The organism is Tropicibacter sp. Alg240-R139 (assembly GCF_900537075.1).
Lineage (GTDB): Bacteria > Pseudomonadota > Alphaproteobacteria > Rhodobacterales > Rhodobacteraceae > Falsiruegeria.
Genome location: NZ_UNRA01000003.1, coordinates 309,084 through 324,677, shown reverse-complemented (window position 1 = coordinate 324,677; position 15,594 = coordinate 309,084). Strand labels below are relative to the sequence as shown.

Genomic DNA, 15,594 nt, shown 5'->3' with positions numbered 1-15,594 from the left:
TCAACGGCGCAAAGCAATGCGCGCGGCCAGCCACGCAACCAGCATCATAGCAAAGTCGGCCAGCAACCAGGACCGCAGCTGATCGGTGTCCGACATCTCGTACGGCACCAGGAAAAGGGACAAGCCGTTCAAGCTGTCGGGCAGCGATATGAACAAGAGCGCGATCATGTTGTTGAACAGATGTAGCGCAATCGCCGGACCCAAGGTTCCGGACCGTGCCGTCAAATCCGCCATCAGAATGCCGAACACACCGGACCACAGGGCGATCAGAATCGCGTTTTCCCCCGCCTGCCCCGGCAGGTAGTGACCAAGAGCAAAAAGGGCCGAAGGCAAGACCATCCAAACCAAGGGGCTACGGAAGCGCGCAGCCAGTGCCTGCTGGATGTAGCCGCGAAATAGAATTTCTTCGGCACTGACCTGGATCAGAACCGCCAACATCGAAAGCGGCAACAGAACCAACCAGGTGGACAGCCCCAGATTGCTTTCCAGCGGCGCCCCCATATCATAAGGCGGCAGGATCAGAACCACGGCCCACAGGATCAGCAGGATTCGCAGAACCTTCCAGAATTGCACAACCGTTTGCCGTGCAGGCCCGATGATGCTGCTAAGGCTGCGATGCTGCAACTGCCGTGCAGCAAGAGCCACGGCTAACGTCACAATACCGAAACTTCCCAAAAGAACGTACATGGCCGCCGGAGAATTGCCGGTCAGAACGCTCTGCGTCCAGGCCTCGGGCCCGGCGCCAGCCATCGCGCCGATCAGCAGCGTGTTCAGGGCAAAAACAAAGAGCCCGATTGACAGCAGCCCCACCACCAGCTTCCAAAGCTGTGGATTGGCACGGCCCGGTCCGACAAGTTGTTCATGCGGGGCATAGGCGCGATCAAGCATCGTCTTGCCTGTTGATCAGATCCATTGGTACCGGCGTACCGTCGGGGTTTGTGAAGTCCGCCAAGTTGATGTTCTGGGATCGCATAAAAGACGCCGCCTCGACCAGATGATCCGCGACGGTTTCCAGCAAGCTGACCGCAACCGTGGCATCGCTTTCGATCACGGCGCGGAACTCTTCGGCACCGATGCGCAAGAAACTGCTGTCTTCTTGAGCAATAAGGTCAAATGGGCGTAGTTCGCCAGTGATGATCGAAAGATCTCCAATCAATCGGCCTGGTTCGATAACAAAAATAGCCCGACCATCATGATCCTGTTCTTCGGGCCAACGCAACTCGGCCTTGCCAGACAGGCACAGATAAGCGGCGTCAGGGGATTGGCCCTCGGAAAAAATCACCTGCCCGGCGGCCACATCGTACCATTGCGCGGAAAACGCCAGCAGGCGCTGGTTGCGGGCATCGAGTTTGGCAAACAGCTCGGTTGACGCGATGATGTTCAGCTTGCGGCTCAAATCCGCCGCCCCACCAGAATCCAGTACGTCGACGGAACGGGACACACCGTCGATCCGACCGTCTTCAATTTCGATGAACAGGTCATAGGCCTCGGGGTGGGCGAAGTTGTCTTCCATGAAGATCATGATGGACTTGGGCAAGAGCTCGCGCAATTTCTGACGGGTACGCAAACGGCTTTGGCTATCGTGGCTGGCCAGCGCCTGATCCAGCACCAGAATGTCAGGTCGCTTGATCCCAGCCCGCGAAAACGCCGCGCGTTCCTGAAATACCGTGGGCAGGTTGGCGCCGCCCAAACCCGAGGGCAGATCATAGATGATCGTAGCGATCCGTCGGCGCAACCCGGCCTCGATCAACGCTTCGGCAACCAAATCTTCGATCTCATCCACTTTGGCCCCGGCCATCAGGGACACCCGCCCAAAAAGCGCGTTTTCGACAACCGTCAGGCGAGGCACATAAGCGTCTTCGGACACCGGAACAAAATCGCCGCCAACCAGATCACGCAATGCGGCCGCCTTACTTTGGCGGATGGCCAGGATGCGGTCCTTGTATTCATCGGGGAAGCTTGGCCCGATTTGTTCCGCCGTCAAAAGAAACGGCACGGTGACGACCAACGCCCGGTCTTCGTCGCTGAGAATCTCCTCGCCTTTTGCCTCAATCCGATCGGCGATTTCCAACAGCTTCAGATAGGTTTCCTCGTCCAGCCCCAGACGCAAGAACAACGGGTGGGTCATGCCATCCCGACCAAAGGTTTGGCGAAGCATTTCAATAACCCCCAGTGAAATTGCCTGAGCATCGTCAGCCAATCCCTGATCGCGCAGCATCGCCATAAACCGCCCATCTTTAGCCAGTTTTTCCTGCGTGATTTCACGTGCGGCGGCCGCATAAAGGAGATTGCCGCCCAAGGGCACCGCCGGATTGAACTTGTCAGGGGAAAAACGAAAGACCACATCAGCCAGCCCGCGGTCCTTAAGCCGTTCTGCAACTTTGCTGCGGATTGCCACAATCTCTTGTGCAAGCCCCGTATGCAGCGTGGGATCAAAACGCGAGCGCAGGGTGCGGCGAAACATGAACTCGTCAATGCCCATGGCCTCGACCAGTTTGAACCACCAATCCCGAATCTGATCGCCGTCGGTCAATCCGGCCAAACCCGGATCAATCCAATCTTCGTCCAGCGAGTCCGGGCTGTTGCCGGCGCGGACCGCCTCGATCTGTTTGCGTGTAGGGCGGCGCAGCACGTCCGGGTCATATTGTGGTTGCGTGCGCAGCGGCATCAGCAGGTTGTCCCCCAACGTGCCGTCAAACAGATAGGGTCGCGAATGGGCATAGCCGATACGGGCCGCGATTACGGCCTGGTGCAGCTCTTCGATGTTGTACCCTGACAGCAAAACCTCGCCGCGCACAGGCAGGATCTCGCGCGTCAGCAGTTGTGCCATCGCGGTGCGTTCGCTGGCCTTGGTCGACTGAATCGCCACCCTGGCACCGGGCGGGATGGTCAGGTTCAAATCCTCAAGGATCGTGTTGCCGTCATTGTCCAGAACGGTGACATTTTTAAATTCGATATCGCCGTTCAGGTGTGGGATTTCCCTGGGCTCACCTTGGAACAATGCGTCGGGGATCATGTTGCGTGGCGCAAAGCGTTCGGTCACGATTTCCCACCGCAGCGACATGTCTTGCACCTGATTGTAGTAGGTCAGCAGCTCTTTCCATGGGGAACTCAGATCTTTGTAAGCCCCAAGAGCCGCGACCAGAGCGCCTACTGTGATCTCACCCTTGATCGCCAGATAACCGCCGACCGAATAGAACAGGAACGGCGTCATCTGCGTGATCAGATTGTTGAGGAACTTCATGAAGAATTTCTTCTGATAGATCCTGAACCGGATATAGTACAGCCGACCCAAGCGGTCGGTAAACTGTGCCAGACGATAACGCCAACCACCATTGGCCCGGAGATCTGAAATGCCCGCCGCACTCTCACCAATCTCAGAGCTCAGCTTGCGAACCTCTTGGATGCGGGACTTGTTGAGCAGGTTGATCTGACGCTGCAGCATCGGGATCAGCCAGGCTTGCAAGGGGATCAGTGCAATCGAAGCCACCCCGAACCAGACGCTCTGCATAAACAGGAAAGTCACAATGGTCAGCATCTGACCCAACTGAAACACCGGCTGCGCGATTGCGTCACCCATCAGCCCACCCATTGGCTCGGCTTCGGACGTGATCATCGACACCAGCTCACCCTGACTGGTTGTGGCGAAATACGGCTTGGGAAAGCGCATCATCCGGCTGATCAGCTTGAACCGCAACCGCCGCAACATGCGCTCGGACAATACGCCCTTCATGGTGTTGATCCGCATCTTCATGAAACCGCTGGCGATCACCGTGGCCAGAAAGGCGAAGCACAAGACCAGCAGATACTGGATCTGGGTTACGTCATAGCCCCAGATCGTCACGATCTCTGTGGTTGAACCGATGGCGTCGTTGATGATCCGCTTGGGCAGTTCCAACGAGATGTAGAGGAAGGGAAACGAAACGATTGTCAAAAGCAGCAGAACAAATTGCTGTTTTTTCGAATATTTCCAAATAAATGAAAACAACGTGGGTTCCATAACCCGGCCCTCGTTTCAGATGAATTGATCCACGGCAAAGCGCGGATATTCCACTGTTACCGAGTTCTGAACGGTAAGCATTGACCCCTTCAATTACAAGGATCGTGCATGAACAGTTTTGGCCCCGCCCTTGTGCAGTTATCTACAGGCAGGTATTTCAAACTAGAGGGGAATTTCAGGGAGGCAAGCCATGTTACGACGTAAGTTCGACAAGACCAAACTGCCAAGCCGCCATGTCACCGAGGGGCCAGAACGCGCTCCGCACCGCGCGTTTTTGTATGCCATGGGACTAAGCGATGATGAGATCCATCAGCCTCTGGTCGGAGTCGCCACCTGCTGGAACGAGGCCGCGCCCTGCAACATCGCGCTCAGCCGACAGGCCCAGGCCGTCAAACTGGGCGTCAAAGGTGCATCCGGTACCCCGCGTGAATTCAACACGATTACCGTCACCGATGGCATCGCCATGGGGCACGAAGGAATGCGTAGCTCGCTCGCCTCGCGCGAGGTGATTGCAGATTCCGTGGAGCTTACCATGCGCGGCCACAGCTACGACGCGTTGGTCGGGCTGGCGGGTTGCGACAAATCCTTGCCGGGCATGATGATGGCGATGATCCGGCTGAACGTGCCGTCGGTGTTTGTCTATGGAGGTTCGATCCTCCCGGGCCGGATCGACGGCAAAGACGTCACCATCCAGGATGTGTTCGAAGCCGTAGGGCAGCATCAGGCCGGGCACATGACCACCTGTGAGTTGGAAAAGCTCGAAGCGGTAGCTTGTCCCTCGGCCGGGGCCTGTGGTGGGCAGTTCACTGCCAACACTATGGCCTGTGTGTCCGAGGCGATCGGTCTCGCACTGTTCAACTCGTCAGGTGCGCCCGCGCCCTATGAAAGCCGCGATCATTATTCCATTGCCTCGGGCGAGGCTGTGATGAAACTGATCGACAAGGACATACGCGCACGCGACATCGTCACCCGCAAATCGCTGGAAAACGCGGCCCGGATCGTGGCTTGCACCGGTGGATCGACCAACGCGGGGCTACACCTGCCTGCGATGGCGCATGAGGCAGGGATCGACTTTTTTCTGGATGACGTTTGCGAAATCTTCCGCGACACGCCTTATTTCGTCGATCTGAAGCCCGGCGGACAATATGTGGCCAAAGACCTCTATGAGGCAGGCGGGGTCCCGGTGGTCTTGAAAGAGCTGTCCAAGGCAGGTCTGTTGCACGAGGAGTGCATGACCGCATCCGGCCAGACCGTGGGCGAAGAGTTGGCACAGATCGACCGCGCAGCTGATGGGCGGGTGGTCTACCCTGTGGAAACGCCGCTTTCTACAACCGGTGGCGTCGTTGGCCTCAAAGGCAATCTGGCACCCGAAGGGGCCATCGTGAAAATCGCGGGCATGGCTGACCAGGACATCGTATTTACTGGCCCCGCCCGTGTGTACGAATGTGAACAAGACGCCTTTGATGCGGTGCAACAGCGCGCCTACAATGAAGGCGAAGTGATCGTCATCCGCAACGAAGGCCCATCAGGCGGGCCCGGCATGCGCGAGATGCTGGCCACCACGGCGGCGCTGTCGGGTCAGGGTATGGGCAAGAAAGTTGCCCTGATCACGGACGGTCGATTTTCCGGTGCCACGCGCGGCTTTTGTGTCGGTCACGTCGGCCCCGAGGCGGCGCACGGCGGACCGATCGCGCTGCTGCAAGACGGCGACATGATCACCATCAACGCCATCACCGGCGCGCTGTCAGTCGATCTGACCGACGAAGAGCTGACCACCCGCAAGGCTGCGTGGAGCGGCCCGCGCGAGACACTTTATGCCTCGGGCGCGTTGTGGAAGTATGCGCAACTGGTCGGCGAGACCTACAAGGGGGCGGTCACCCACCCCGGCGGAAAATCGGAGAAACATGACTATATGGACCTCTAGGGCACTGCTGGTCGGCGCAAGTCTTGCGCTGACCTCTGCCTGTCAACCCAACGGCGCACTGTCCTTTGCCGCTGCCCCCAAAGATCAGGTCACACGCGCCTCGCTCGCTAGTGGCAATGTCCAATTGATGGCTCCGTTCGGCTATTGCGTGGACGAGCGCTCGGTGAAAGTGCGTTCAACAGATAGCTTCGCAATGTTGGCCCGCTGCGACACCCTGGGTGTGCGCGGGTTCTTTTCCGCGCAAGACCTGGCGGTGATCACCGTGACAGCCGTCAGTACAAACACTGCCAGTCAACCGACGGTCAAAGAATTGGCCGCATCGGCGTCACCCGCAACCGTACTGGAGCAGAAAACACGCGGTGGACTGCCGTTTGTGCGATTGACCGGCGACCGGCACGAGGTTGATGGGGCCAGCCTGGAACACTGGCGATCTGCCTTTGTTGTGAATGGCCAGTTGGTCGGTCTGGCGCTTTACGCAAACGATGGAAGTCTTGCATTGACCGACGAAGGTGCACTGGTCTTGTCCGATCTCGCCAACCAGACCCGCAAAGCAAGCGCAATCAAGCCATAGAGGTGATTGTTGCCCCATCGTGGAAAAAATTGCGTCAATTCCTGCTATTGGGGTTCTTTGGTTAACGACCTGAGGGTAAACAGGGTCTGGAACGCGGTCGAACACGCGATGGATGGACTATGGGCAGGGTACTGGATCAGCTGTTTCACTTGCGGTCGCTTCGGCGGTGGCGGCGGGCTGCACGAATGTCGGGCACGACCTCGCTGTCTGCGTTGCGCACCCAACGCAATCAGGCGCGCGGGCTGCGCGCCCATCTGGACCGCCTGATCCACGAAGCCGATGGTCGGTTGGCGTTGCCTGTGATCGGCTCTTCTTATTTCCCCAAACCTCACGGTACCGATTGGTCCTGGCGACCAGAGGTCTGGCGCGGTCCGCTGCCGGTGCTTGGCATTTCATCTGCGCCGTCACGTTCAACGCTTGGTGAAGAGGTAAAACTGTTTCACGACTGCGACTTCTCAGAACTCACCCTGCGCCAGCTACGCAATACACGAGAGGCCGACCTGGCCCCCTTTGGTCTGCGCATGGACGTCTTCAAATTCGATGGGTCATTTCTGTCGCTGGTGATCGATCTGCCACCAGAGGCGGCAAACGGTATGACCCGAGCACATCTTCTGCGCGTGGACACGATTATCGAGACGGAAAAGCCGCTGGAGATATTTGCCCGCCTGAACATCAAACACGGTCCCAACACTGAACAAGTTGTGCGCGAACTGCCGCTGAATGAAAAAGACGTGATGGTCGAGTTTGACCTGGCCTATTCGCGCCTAAACGAAAAGCGCATCGAAAAGGTCTGGCTCGACTTGATCTTTGAAGCGCCTGACATGAACCAGGTCATCATCCGCGACCTGACATTTTGCCGCCACCGGCGCGCTGCCTTGTAGGAGGGCTTTGCATGAGCGACCTCACGCTGACAAAAATCCGCCTGCGCAACGGCGCGTGGGAAGGCCGTATCACCGGTGCCCCGACAACCGGCAAGCGGCCCGACATCCGGGTGACCTATCTTGACCAGATCCTGGAAGAGGTCGAATTGATCGAAGGCGGCGACAGCAGCTATTGGGACATCAAAATCGCGATCCCTCGGCACGCCGTTGCAGATGGGGTTCAGACATTTCTGATCATAGATCACGAGACCGACACCAAACTTGGCGATTTCGCATTGATTGCAGGTGAGGCCGTGTCAGACGATCTTCGGGCCGAAGTCGAGTTGCTGCGCGCCGAGTTGGACATGCTCAAGCGCGCCTTTCGCAGGCATTGCCTGGAAACGATGTAAAACATCACCCGGTTTCATCGAAAAGGGCCTGTCCAACATCGCGTCGGACAGGCCCTTTCTTTGTTGTTCGGTCCGGAACAACCCGGACCGTCAAACGTTACTTCTCAGCCGGAGCAAGGGCAGACAGGCCCTTGAGGATGTCGATGGCATAAGCCAGCTGATAATCCTGCTCACGCAGTTCTGCGGCGGCTTCGGCCTTGGCGCGATCCTCTTCGATCTGGCGGATTTCATCCTCGGACAGGCTGTCGTTGTTCAGGCTGCCCCGCAAATCCGCCTCGGACCGGGAACGACGGTTGCTTTCTTCTTCCTCTTCCTCAGTCGAGGTCGCGCGGCGCGGCTGTTCCACCACAATGTCCGGCGACACACCCAGGGCTTGGATAGACCGACCCGACGGCGTGTAATAACGGGCGGTGGTCAGGCGCATGGCCCCATCGCCGCGCAGCGGCATGACCGTCTGAACCGAACCCTTACCAAAGCTCTTGGTGCCAACCACAATGGCGCGACGGTGATCTTGCAGTGCTCCGGCCACAATTTCGGACGCCGAAGCGGAACCGCCATTGATCAGAACCACCATGGGTTTGCCCTGTGCTAAATCCCCCAACTCCGCATTGAAGCGGTCACCATCTGCAGGGTCACGGCCACGGGTCGATACGATCTCCCCCTCGTCCAGGAAGGCATCGGATACCTTGATTGCCTGCGTAAGTAGGCCGCCGGGGTTGTTGCGCAGATCCAAAACGATACCATTGACGCTGTCGATGCCGCCGGCCTCTTCGATCTGCTCTTCCAGCCCTGATTTCAGGTTCGGGTAAGTTTGATCGTTAAAGGTCGTCACGCGCAATACAACACTGGTGCCCTCGGTCCGGGCGCGTACGGCGGTCAGCTTAATGGTGTCGCGAATGATCGAAACGTCGAACGGCTCCTGCTCACCTTCACGGACAACCGTGATGATGATCTCGGATCCCACGGGGCCGCGCATCAGATCAACGGCCTTGTCCAGAGACAAACCCAGCAGGCTTTCACCGTCGACGTGTGTAATGAAATCACCCGCCTCAACACCAGCCTCATCCGCCGGGGTGCCGTCGATGGGCGAGACCACTTTGACAAAGCCTTCTTCCTGAGTGACTTCGATGCCCAGACCACCAAATTCACCGCGGGTCTGCACACGCATCTGCGCCGCGTCATCGGGCGAAAGATAACTGGAGTGCGGATCAAGTGAAGTCAGCATGCCGTCAATGGCCGCTTCGATCAGTTCACCTTCGTCCACTTCTTCGACATATTGCGCGCGAATGCGTTCAAAAATATCGCCAAACAGATCCAGCTGCTCATAGACGTTCGCATTGTTCTTGGCTTCTTGCGCCACAAGCGGGCCTGCGATCTGGGTGGTCGCGACAATCCCTGCCAACGTGCCGCCCAGCGCGGCCATCACGAATTTCTTCATGTGTGTTTATCCATCCTTGTCGGTTCGGAACCATTCATCGGGGTCCACTGGGCTACCGCCCTCTCTGACTTCTATATAGAGCGTTTCTGTGCGGTCAGTTCCAGTGCCATCACCGCTTAGTGACAAGATAGCACCAATTTCCGGCGCTGCGCCGCCCATCAGTCCCACCGGAGCACCCTCAGGCAGAACCTGACCGGCCTCGCCATAGACTTCTTGCAGGCCCGATAGAACAAAAAACGTGTCGGGCTGCGGCTCAAGTATTACCACATTGCCCAGGTCCAGTAGCGGGCCCAGATAGCGGATCGTTGCCGCCGTGGGGGATGTGACCAATGCACGGGGCCTTGTCGCCACGATCACGCCTTCGCGCTTGATACCAGCGGCGTCTGCTTCACCCGCGCGGCGCAGGATCAGCCCCTGAACCGGCAGGGTCAACGTCCCCTTGCGGTTGGTGACATCCGCAGTGGTCGAGGCGATTTCTCCGTCGGCCATCTCGGCCAGACCGCTGGCGAACCCATCCAGTGTTTCGGTCGACGAGATCAGGATCGCAGTGCGCACCGGGTCTTCGTCAAACCGTTTCGGCAGGTCGGTTCTGTTGGCAATCGCAAGACTCAACTCGGACCGGGCCTTTTGCACACCGGTCAGACCATATTCCAGCTTCTGCGCTGCGTCCTCTTGCAGGGTCCGCAAGGTGGTCACCTCGTCCAGATCCCGCGCCAATTGTTGTGCCCGCGCGTTCAGGCCCGGGGTTACTTCGGCCAGCATCATGGCAGATCGTGCCGCGCCCATCGGACCTGCGGGATGCAACAATAGAACCGGTGGCTCAGACGTTTCGATGGTCTGAAGCACGCCCAACAGCTGCGCGATTTCTTCCTCGCGAGCGCGCAATTGGGCCGTCAATTGTCCCTCGCGCGTGGATACGCGTCGCAAACCATCGCGCATGGCAGCAAGCCCGGCCTCATAAGCCTGCACCGTTGCCGTCAAGGCACGAACCCGATCTCGTGCGCTGTTCGCCTCACTCAGGGCGACGCCCGCCTGTTCCAACAACAATGCTGCGTCTAACGCCGCGTCTGCCGGATCGGTCTCGGCAGCTGCCGCGCCACCCCAGAGCATCAATCCCAACAGTGTTGCGCGCAATATCATGCCAGCAAGCTTTCCCCAGTCATTTCCAACGGCTTCGGCAAACCCATCAGCTCCAACACTGTTGGAGCCAAATCGCTCAGCCGTCCGTTGCGCAGCTTAGCGCCTTGGGGCCCGCCGACAAGAGCCACCGGAACCGAGTTAAGCGTGTGGGCGGTATGGGGCCCGCCAGTGACCGGATCGAACATCTTTTCGCAGTTGCCGTGATCGGCGGTTACAATCATTGCGCCGCCTGCCTTGTGCAGAGCATCAATCACCTGAGCTAAACCGTGATCCACTGCCTCGCACGCCTTGATCGCGGCATCCAGATCGCCAGTGTGCCCAACCATATCCGGGTTCGCATAGTTGGTGACGATCAGGTCATAACTCGCCTCGATCGCCTCAACGAACTTCTTTGTCACTTGGGCCGAAGACATCTCGGGCTGCAGATCGTATGTCGCCACTTTGGGCGATTTCGGCATATAGCGGTCTTCGCTTTGCTCAGGCGTTTCCTTACCGCCGTTCAGGAAGAAGGTGACATGTGGGTATTTCTCGGTCTCGGCCAACCGGAATTGCCGCTTGCCCTGTTTGGCAACCCAAGCGCCCAGAGTGTTGACGATTTCCGCCTTGGGGTAGGCGGTCGTCATGTACGTGTTGTGATCGTCTGAATATTCGGCCATGCCCAGCATCGCAGCCAGTTTGGGCCGTTCACCGGTATCGAAGCCGTCGAAATCAGGCTTACCAATGGCAGCCAGGATCTCGCGCGCGCGGTCGGCGCGGAAGTTCAGGCAAAAGAAACCATCGCCGTCCTGCACGCCGTCATAGCCTTCCAGCACGGTCGGCACGATGAACTCGTCCGTCTCGGACTGGTTATAAGCTCGCGTCACAGCGTCATGAGCCGTTCCTGTTTCGCGGCCTTCGGCCCGGATCATGGCGCCATAAGCCTCGGACACACGCTCCCACCGGTTGTCACGATCCATGGCAAAATAACGCCCCGAGACGGTAACGATTTTGACTCCCTCTGGCAGCTTCTCTTCCAGCTCGCCGATGTAGGTATAGGCCGATTTCGGCGCGACATCCCGACCGTCGGTGATCGCATGCAGCGCCACCGGCACCCCGGCCCACGAGATCGCTTGCGCCGCCGCCACGATATGATCCAGATGGCCATGCACGCCACCGTCCGACACCAGCCCCATCATGTGCGCCGTGCCACCAGTTTCCTTCAACTTGGCAATGAAGTCCTGAAGCGAAGTATTTTCAAAGAAAGACCCCTTCTCGATGGCCAGGTCAATCTGCCCCAGATCCATCGCCACCACACGACCTGCGCCAATGTTGGTGTGTCCCACTTCGGAATTTCCCATCTGCCCGCTCGGCAGCCCTGCATCCGGGCCATGGGTGATCAACTGTGCGTGCGGCCCGTCCGCCATGATCGCATCAAACGCCGGAGTTTTGGCCAGATAAGGCGCGTTTGCCTCGGTGTCATCTGACAGGCCCCATCCATCAAGAATGCAAAGGACAACGGGCTTGGGGGCGGTCATGTTAGATCTCCGGTTACTGCTCTTGCGCGCCTTCTAACCCTTGCCTGCCCAAGGGTGAACCGCCTTTAGCGCAATCAGTGACCATAGGGATCAAAACAACCCCGTTGCGCGCCAGATTGGTCACGTGACGAGGTGGTCGGGCAGAGGATACCTCTACCGCTCCGACCGATGTTCTCCGCGTCAATCACTCAGGAATTTGAATGGTTCCGCAGCCTCAAAGCTGGCTGAAACCTCTCCGGCAAGCATTGGCTTGAGGCCCAGTTCAAGCTTTTGGGTGGACGCGCCTTCGAACAAATCCAGTTTGCCGATGTCGACCCGAAACAACGCCGGGTTAAAGACGCTTTCATAGTAATAGCGCCCCTCGGCCCCGTCAGCGACCGTGCGCAAGCGAGAACACTGCTGCGAGCGCATCATGGTGGTCATCAAATTTCGGCGTCGCGTTCAGGTTCCAGCTGATCCGTGCGAACCGGTCCGAGGCCCGATGAGTGCCGGGCAGAAAGGCCAGTCCAGTGTCCGGCCAACGATGTAGTCGCCCTTGCTTGTTTCATAAAGCAACCGGGTGCAGGCATCGGCCGTGCTCGCCAGCAGAGCAACGCTTGCGGCGGCAGCGATGAGATTCCGTGTGATCATGGGAACATCCTCTGATTCAGTCAGCGCCCGGATTCGAGAACTGAAGGTTTCATGCGTTTCACGGCATCAGATTTTCACGATCTCAACCTTGATAAGATCACGGTTCAATACTTCGGATGTGACGCAGCTGTGGTTTTTGCCCGCTCTTTTTGAACCTCACGCACCTGCATTGCTCCGGGCGTCAGAAGGTGCCGCAACAAACCCACCGGATGCGCCTTGAGGCTGAGGCGCATGGCGACGTAATCCTCGACCACCTGCTCGCCCAATGTCATCTCGGGTAGATGGGCGGCGGGTTCATCCAGCGCCTCGCCTTCCATATCCAGCGCAAAGAGCGGCAGCGGTTTGGTGGTCTTGATCGCCTTGGCCAGCCACAGCGCCTCGCGCCGGCTCAGACCGCAGGCGGCAAAGACATCCGCCTCGGCCAGCCGTTCGATCACCGACGGCGGCAGACCGGCCCGGCGCCAGACATCATCCACCGCGTGATAGCCGTTGCCCCGCGCCGCCGTGAGCCAGCTGGCGTCCTCTTCGCTCAGGCCCTTGATCTGGCGGAACCCCAGCCGCAGCGCCAGCCCGCCGCGCCCGTCCGGTTCCATCACATTGTCCCAATAGCTGGTGTTGATGCAAACCGGGCGTACCTGTTCCCCATGTTCGCGCGCGTCCCGCACGATCTGTGCGGGCGCGTAAAATCCCATCGGCTGTGAATTCAGCAGGGCGCAGGCAAAGATGCCGGGATGGTGGCACTTGATCCAGGCGCTGGCATAGACCAGCAGCGCAAAGCTGGCGGCGTGGCTTTCGGGGAAACCATACGAGCCGAACCCCTCGATCTGCGAAAAACACCGCTCGGCAAAATCGTCGTCATACCCGTTGCGTTTCATCCCGCGCAGGAACAGCGTGCGGAATTCGCTGACCGAGCCGTGTTTCTTGAACGTCGCCAGCGATCGGCGCAGGCGGTCGGCCTGTTCCGGGGTGAACCCCGCACCAACGATGGCGATCTGCATCGCCTGTTCCTGAAACAGCGGCACACCCAGCGTCTTACCCAACACCTCGCCCAGCGCGTCCGAGGGAAAGCTGACGTCTTCTTCTCCGTTCCGGCGGCGGATGTAGGGATGGACCATGTCGCCCTGAATGGGGCCGGGGCGGATGATCGCGACCTCGATCACCAAATCATAGAAATTGCGCGGACGCATGCGAGGCAGGAAATTCATCTGCGCACGTGATTCCACCTGAAACACGCCAATGCTGTCGGCATCACACAGCATGTCATAAACCTGCGGATCTTCGGGCGGCAGGGTGGCCAACGCGTATTGCGTGCCGTGATGCTGCCCGATCAGATCAAACGCCTTGCGGATACAGGTGAGCATGCCAAGGCTGAGCACATCGACCTTGAGGATGCCAAGGCTGTCGATATCATCCTTGTCCCAGCAGATGACTGTGCGGTCCTCCATCGTGGCGTTTTCGATAGGCACCAGTTCATCCAGCCGCCCATCCGTCACGATAAAGCCACCCACATGCTGGCTCAGGTGGCGGGGAAAGCCCACGATTTCATAAACCAGCGCCATGGTCTGTTGCAGGCGGCGGTCGGTGGGGTCGAGGCCGATCTCGCGCATGCGCTGCGCCTCTAACCCGTCCGCCGAAAAGAAGCCCCAGAGCTGCGAGGCGAGACCCGAAATCGTGTCCTCGGTCAGGCCCATGGCGCGGCCCACCTCGCGGATGGCGCGTTTGCCACGGTAATGAATCACCGTGGCACACAGGCCCGCGCGGTGTCGGCCATAGCGTTCATAGATCCACTGGATCACCTCTTCGCGGCGTTCATGTTCGAAATCCACGTCGATGTCGGGCGGCTCGTCCCGCGCCTCGGACACGAAACGCTCGAACACCATCGTGCCCATTTCCGGGCTGACCGAGGTGATGCCGAGGCAGAAACAGACCACCGAATTGGCCGCCGAGCCACGCCCCTGACAGAGGATGTCGCGCGAGCGGGCAAAATGCACGATATCGCGGACGGTCAAGAAGTAGGGCTCGTATTTCAGCTTGCCGATCAGGGTCAGTTCATGGACCAACATGTTTTGCACCTTGTCAGAGGCACCAGCCGGGTAGCGCCATTTCAACCCCTCATGCGCCAGCCGGTGCAGTCGCTCGGTCGGGGTTTCATGCTCGCTGAACTCGCTGGGGTATTCATAGCGCAGCTCATCGAGGGAGAAGGTGAGGGTCTGGGCCAGATCACCGGCGCGCGCGACCGCGTCCTCGTGACCTGTAAAGAGGCGGAGCATCTCGGCCTCAGACCGCAGGCGCTGCTCGCCATTGGCCAGGGCGGCACGCCCCAGGTCCTCGAGCTTGCAGCGCAGGCGGATGGCGCTGAGCACATCAGCCAGCTTGCGGCGGGCGCCATGGTGCATGCGCGGGGCGGCGCTGGCGAGTGTGGGGATATTTAGCACGCGGGCTTGTTCTGCGATCCGTGTGAACCGGTCATTGTCTGCACCGTCATAAACAGGGCTGAGCAGCATGTGCATTTTTCCGGCAAAGCGGCGCGTCAACCGTTCCGCCCGTGGCCCCCACTCATCCACGCCGCGCCGATCTGTCGCCGCCTGTGGCCACAGGAGCAGGTGGAGACCATCCGCGAAATCCTCAAGGTCAGACAGGTGGAGAATGCAGTCGCCTTTTTCCGCCCTGAGCCGACCCGTGGACAGAATCCGGCACAGGTTGCCCCAGCCCAGCCGGTTTAGCGGCACCACAGTCATCGCAGGGGCATCTGTGAAGATCAGTCGCGTCGCCGGGATCAGACGCGGCACGGCATAGACCGGGTAGGACGCAGACCGTGCTATGTGAGCTGGACATGGGGGGCCGATGGGGGTGTTCTGTTCCTCCCACGTCTGACGTTCGCGCACCTTGCGCGCAATCTCGCGCGCCCGGGTGTGCGCGCGCACGATCCCGGCCACCGAATTGTCATCGGCAAGCGCGATCTGCTCCAGACCCAGCATTACGGCACGGTCCATGTATTCCTCGGGGTGGGACGCCCCGGTGAGGAAGGTGAAATTCGACGTGATCGACAGCTCGGAAAACATGATGAGTCGCAATTATATTCATGTTTTGTTCTTTTTCGAGTCGAA

At 59.1% G+C, this 15,594-nt stretch carries 12 protein-coding genes; 4 read left to right on the top strand and 8 right to left on the bottom strand.

From position 1 onward, the window contains the following. Together G6R15_RS14485 and G6R15_RS14480 are read right to left on the bottom strand one after the other, a co-directional pair. Entirely contained in the window at positions 1-888 is an 888-nt protein-coding gene (locus G6R15_RS14485; protein WP_164660675.1) for a CPBP family intramembrane glutamic endopeptidase, read from the bottom strand. Then, the gene (locus G6R15_RS14480) at positions 881-4,000 is read right to left on the bottom strand and encodes an ABC transporter transmembrane domain-containing protein (RefSeq protein ID WP_164660674.1); all 3,120 of its coding nucleotides are present in this window, start codon (positions 3,998-4,000) and stop codon (positions 881-883) included. The genes G6R15_RS14485 and G6R15_RS14480 overlap by 8 nt, the downstream gene beginning before the upstream one ends. Positions 4,001-4,190: 190 nt before the next feature. Here G6R15_RS14480 and ilvD point away from each other — a divergent pair, with 190 nt between their 5' ends. The 4 genes from ilvD (at position 4,191) to G6R15_RS14460 (ending at position 7,765) form a co-directional block, all read left to right on the top strand. Continuing rightward, positions 4,191-5,924, top strand: a complete 1,734-nt coding sequence (ilvD, locus tag G6R15_RS14475) for a dihydroxy-acid dehydratase (RefSeq protein ID WP_164660673.1) — start codon at positions 4,191-4,193, stop codon at positions 5,922-5,924. Continuing rightward, positions 5,905-6,495, top strand: a complete 591-nt coding sequence (locus G6R15_RS14470) for a hypothetical protein (protein ID WP_164660672.1) — start codon at positions 5,905-5,907, stop codon at positions 6,493-6,495. Before ilvD ends, G6R15_RS14470 begins: the two co-directional genes overlap by 20 nt. A 119-nt stretch (positions 6,496-6,614) precedes the next feature. Beyond that, complete coding sequence (locus G6R15_RS14465) at positions 6,615-7,376, top strand: DUF6478 family protein (RefSeq protein WP_164660671.1); 762 nt, start codon at positions 6,615-6,617, stop codon at positions 7,374-7,376. 11 nt (positions 7,377-7,387) lie between these two features. Further along, complete coding sequence (locus G6R15_RS14460) at positions 7,388-7,765, top strand: hypothetical protein (protein ID WP_164660670.1); 378 nt, start codon at positions 7,388-7,390, stop codon at positions 7,763-7,765. Between the two features lie 97 nt (positions 7,766-7,862). On the opposite strand, the gene G6R15_RS14455 is transcribed toward G6R15_RS14460, so the two are convergent. From G6R15_RS14455 to G6R15_RS14430, 6 genes are all read right to left on the bottom strand, one after another. Then, on the bottom strand, positions 7,863-9,203 hold the full coding sequence (locus tag G6R15_RS14455) for a S41 family peptidase (RefSeq protein WP_164660669.1): 1,341 nt from the start codon (positions 9,201-9,203) through the stop codon (positions 7,863-7,865). A gap of 6 nt (positions 9,204-9,209) precedes the next feature. Then, positions 9,210-10,343 carry a murein hydrolase activator EnvC gene (locus tag G6R15_RS14450; protein WP_164660668.1) on the bottom strand — a complete coding sequence of 378 codons (1,134 nt, stop codon included), beginning with the start codon at positions 10,341-10,343 and terminating at the stop codon, positions 9,210-9,212. Then, positions 10,340-11,857: a 2,3-bisphosphoglycerate-independent phosphoglycerate mutase gene (gpmI, locus tag G6R15_RS14445; protein ID WP_164660667.1), complete on the bottom strand. Its 1,518-nt coding sequence runs from the start codon at positions 11,855-11,857 to the stop codon at positions 10,340-10,342. The genes G6R15_RS14450 and gpmI overlap by 4 nt, the downstream gene beginning before the upstream one ends. A gap of 180 nt (positions 11,858-12,037) precedes the next feature. Further along, the gene (locus G6R15_RS14440) at positions 12,038-12,280 is read right to left on the bottom strand and encodes a hypothetical protein (RefSeq protein ID WP_164660666.1); all 243 of its coding nucleotides are present in this window, start codon (positions 12,278-12,280) and stop codon (positions 12,038-12,040) included. Positions 12,281-12,298: 18 nt separating this feature from the next. Next, entirely contained in the window at positions 12,299-12,487 is a 189-nt protein-coding gene (locus G6R15_RS14435; protein ID WP_164660665.1) for a hypothetical protein, read from the bottom strand. A 104-nt stretch (positions 12,488-12,591) separates the two neighbouring features. Continuing rightward, positions 12,592-15,549, bottom strand: a complete 2,958-nt coding sequence (locus G6R15_RS14430; RefSeq protein WP_164660664.1) for an error-prone DNA polymerase — start codon at positions 15,547-15,549, stop codon at positions 12,592-12,594. Positions 15,550-15,594: the final 45 nt, after the last annotated feature.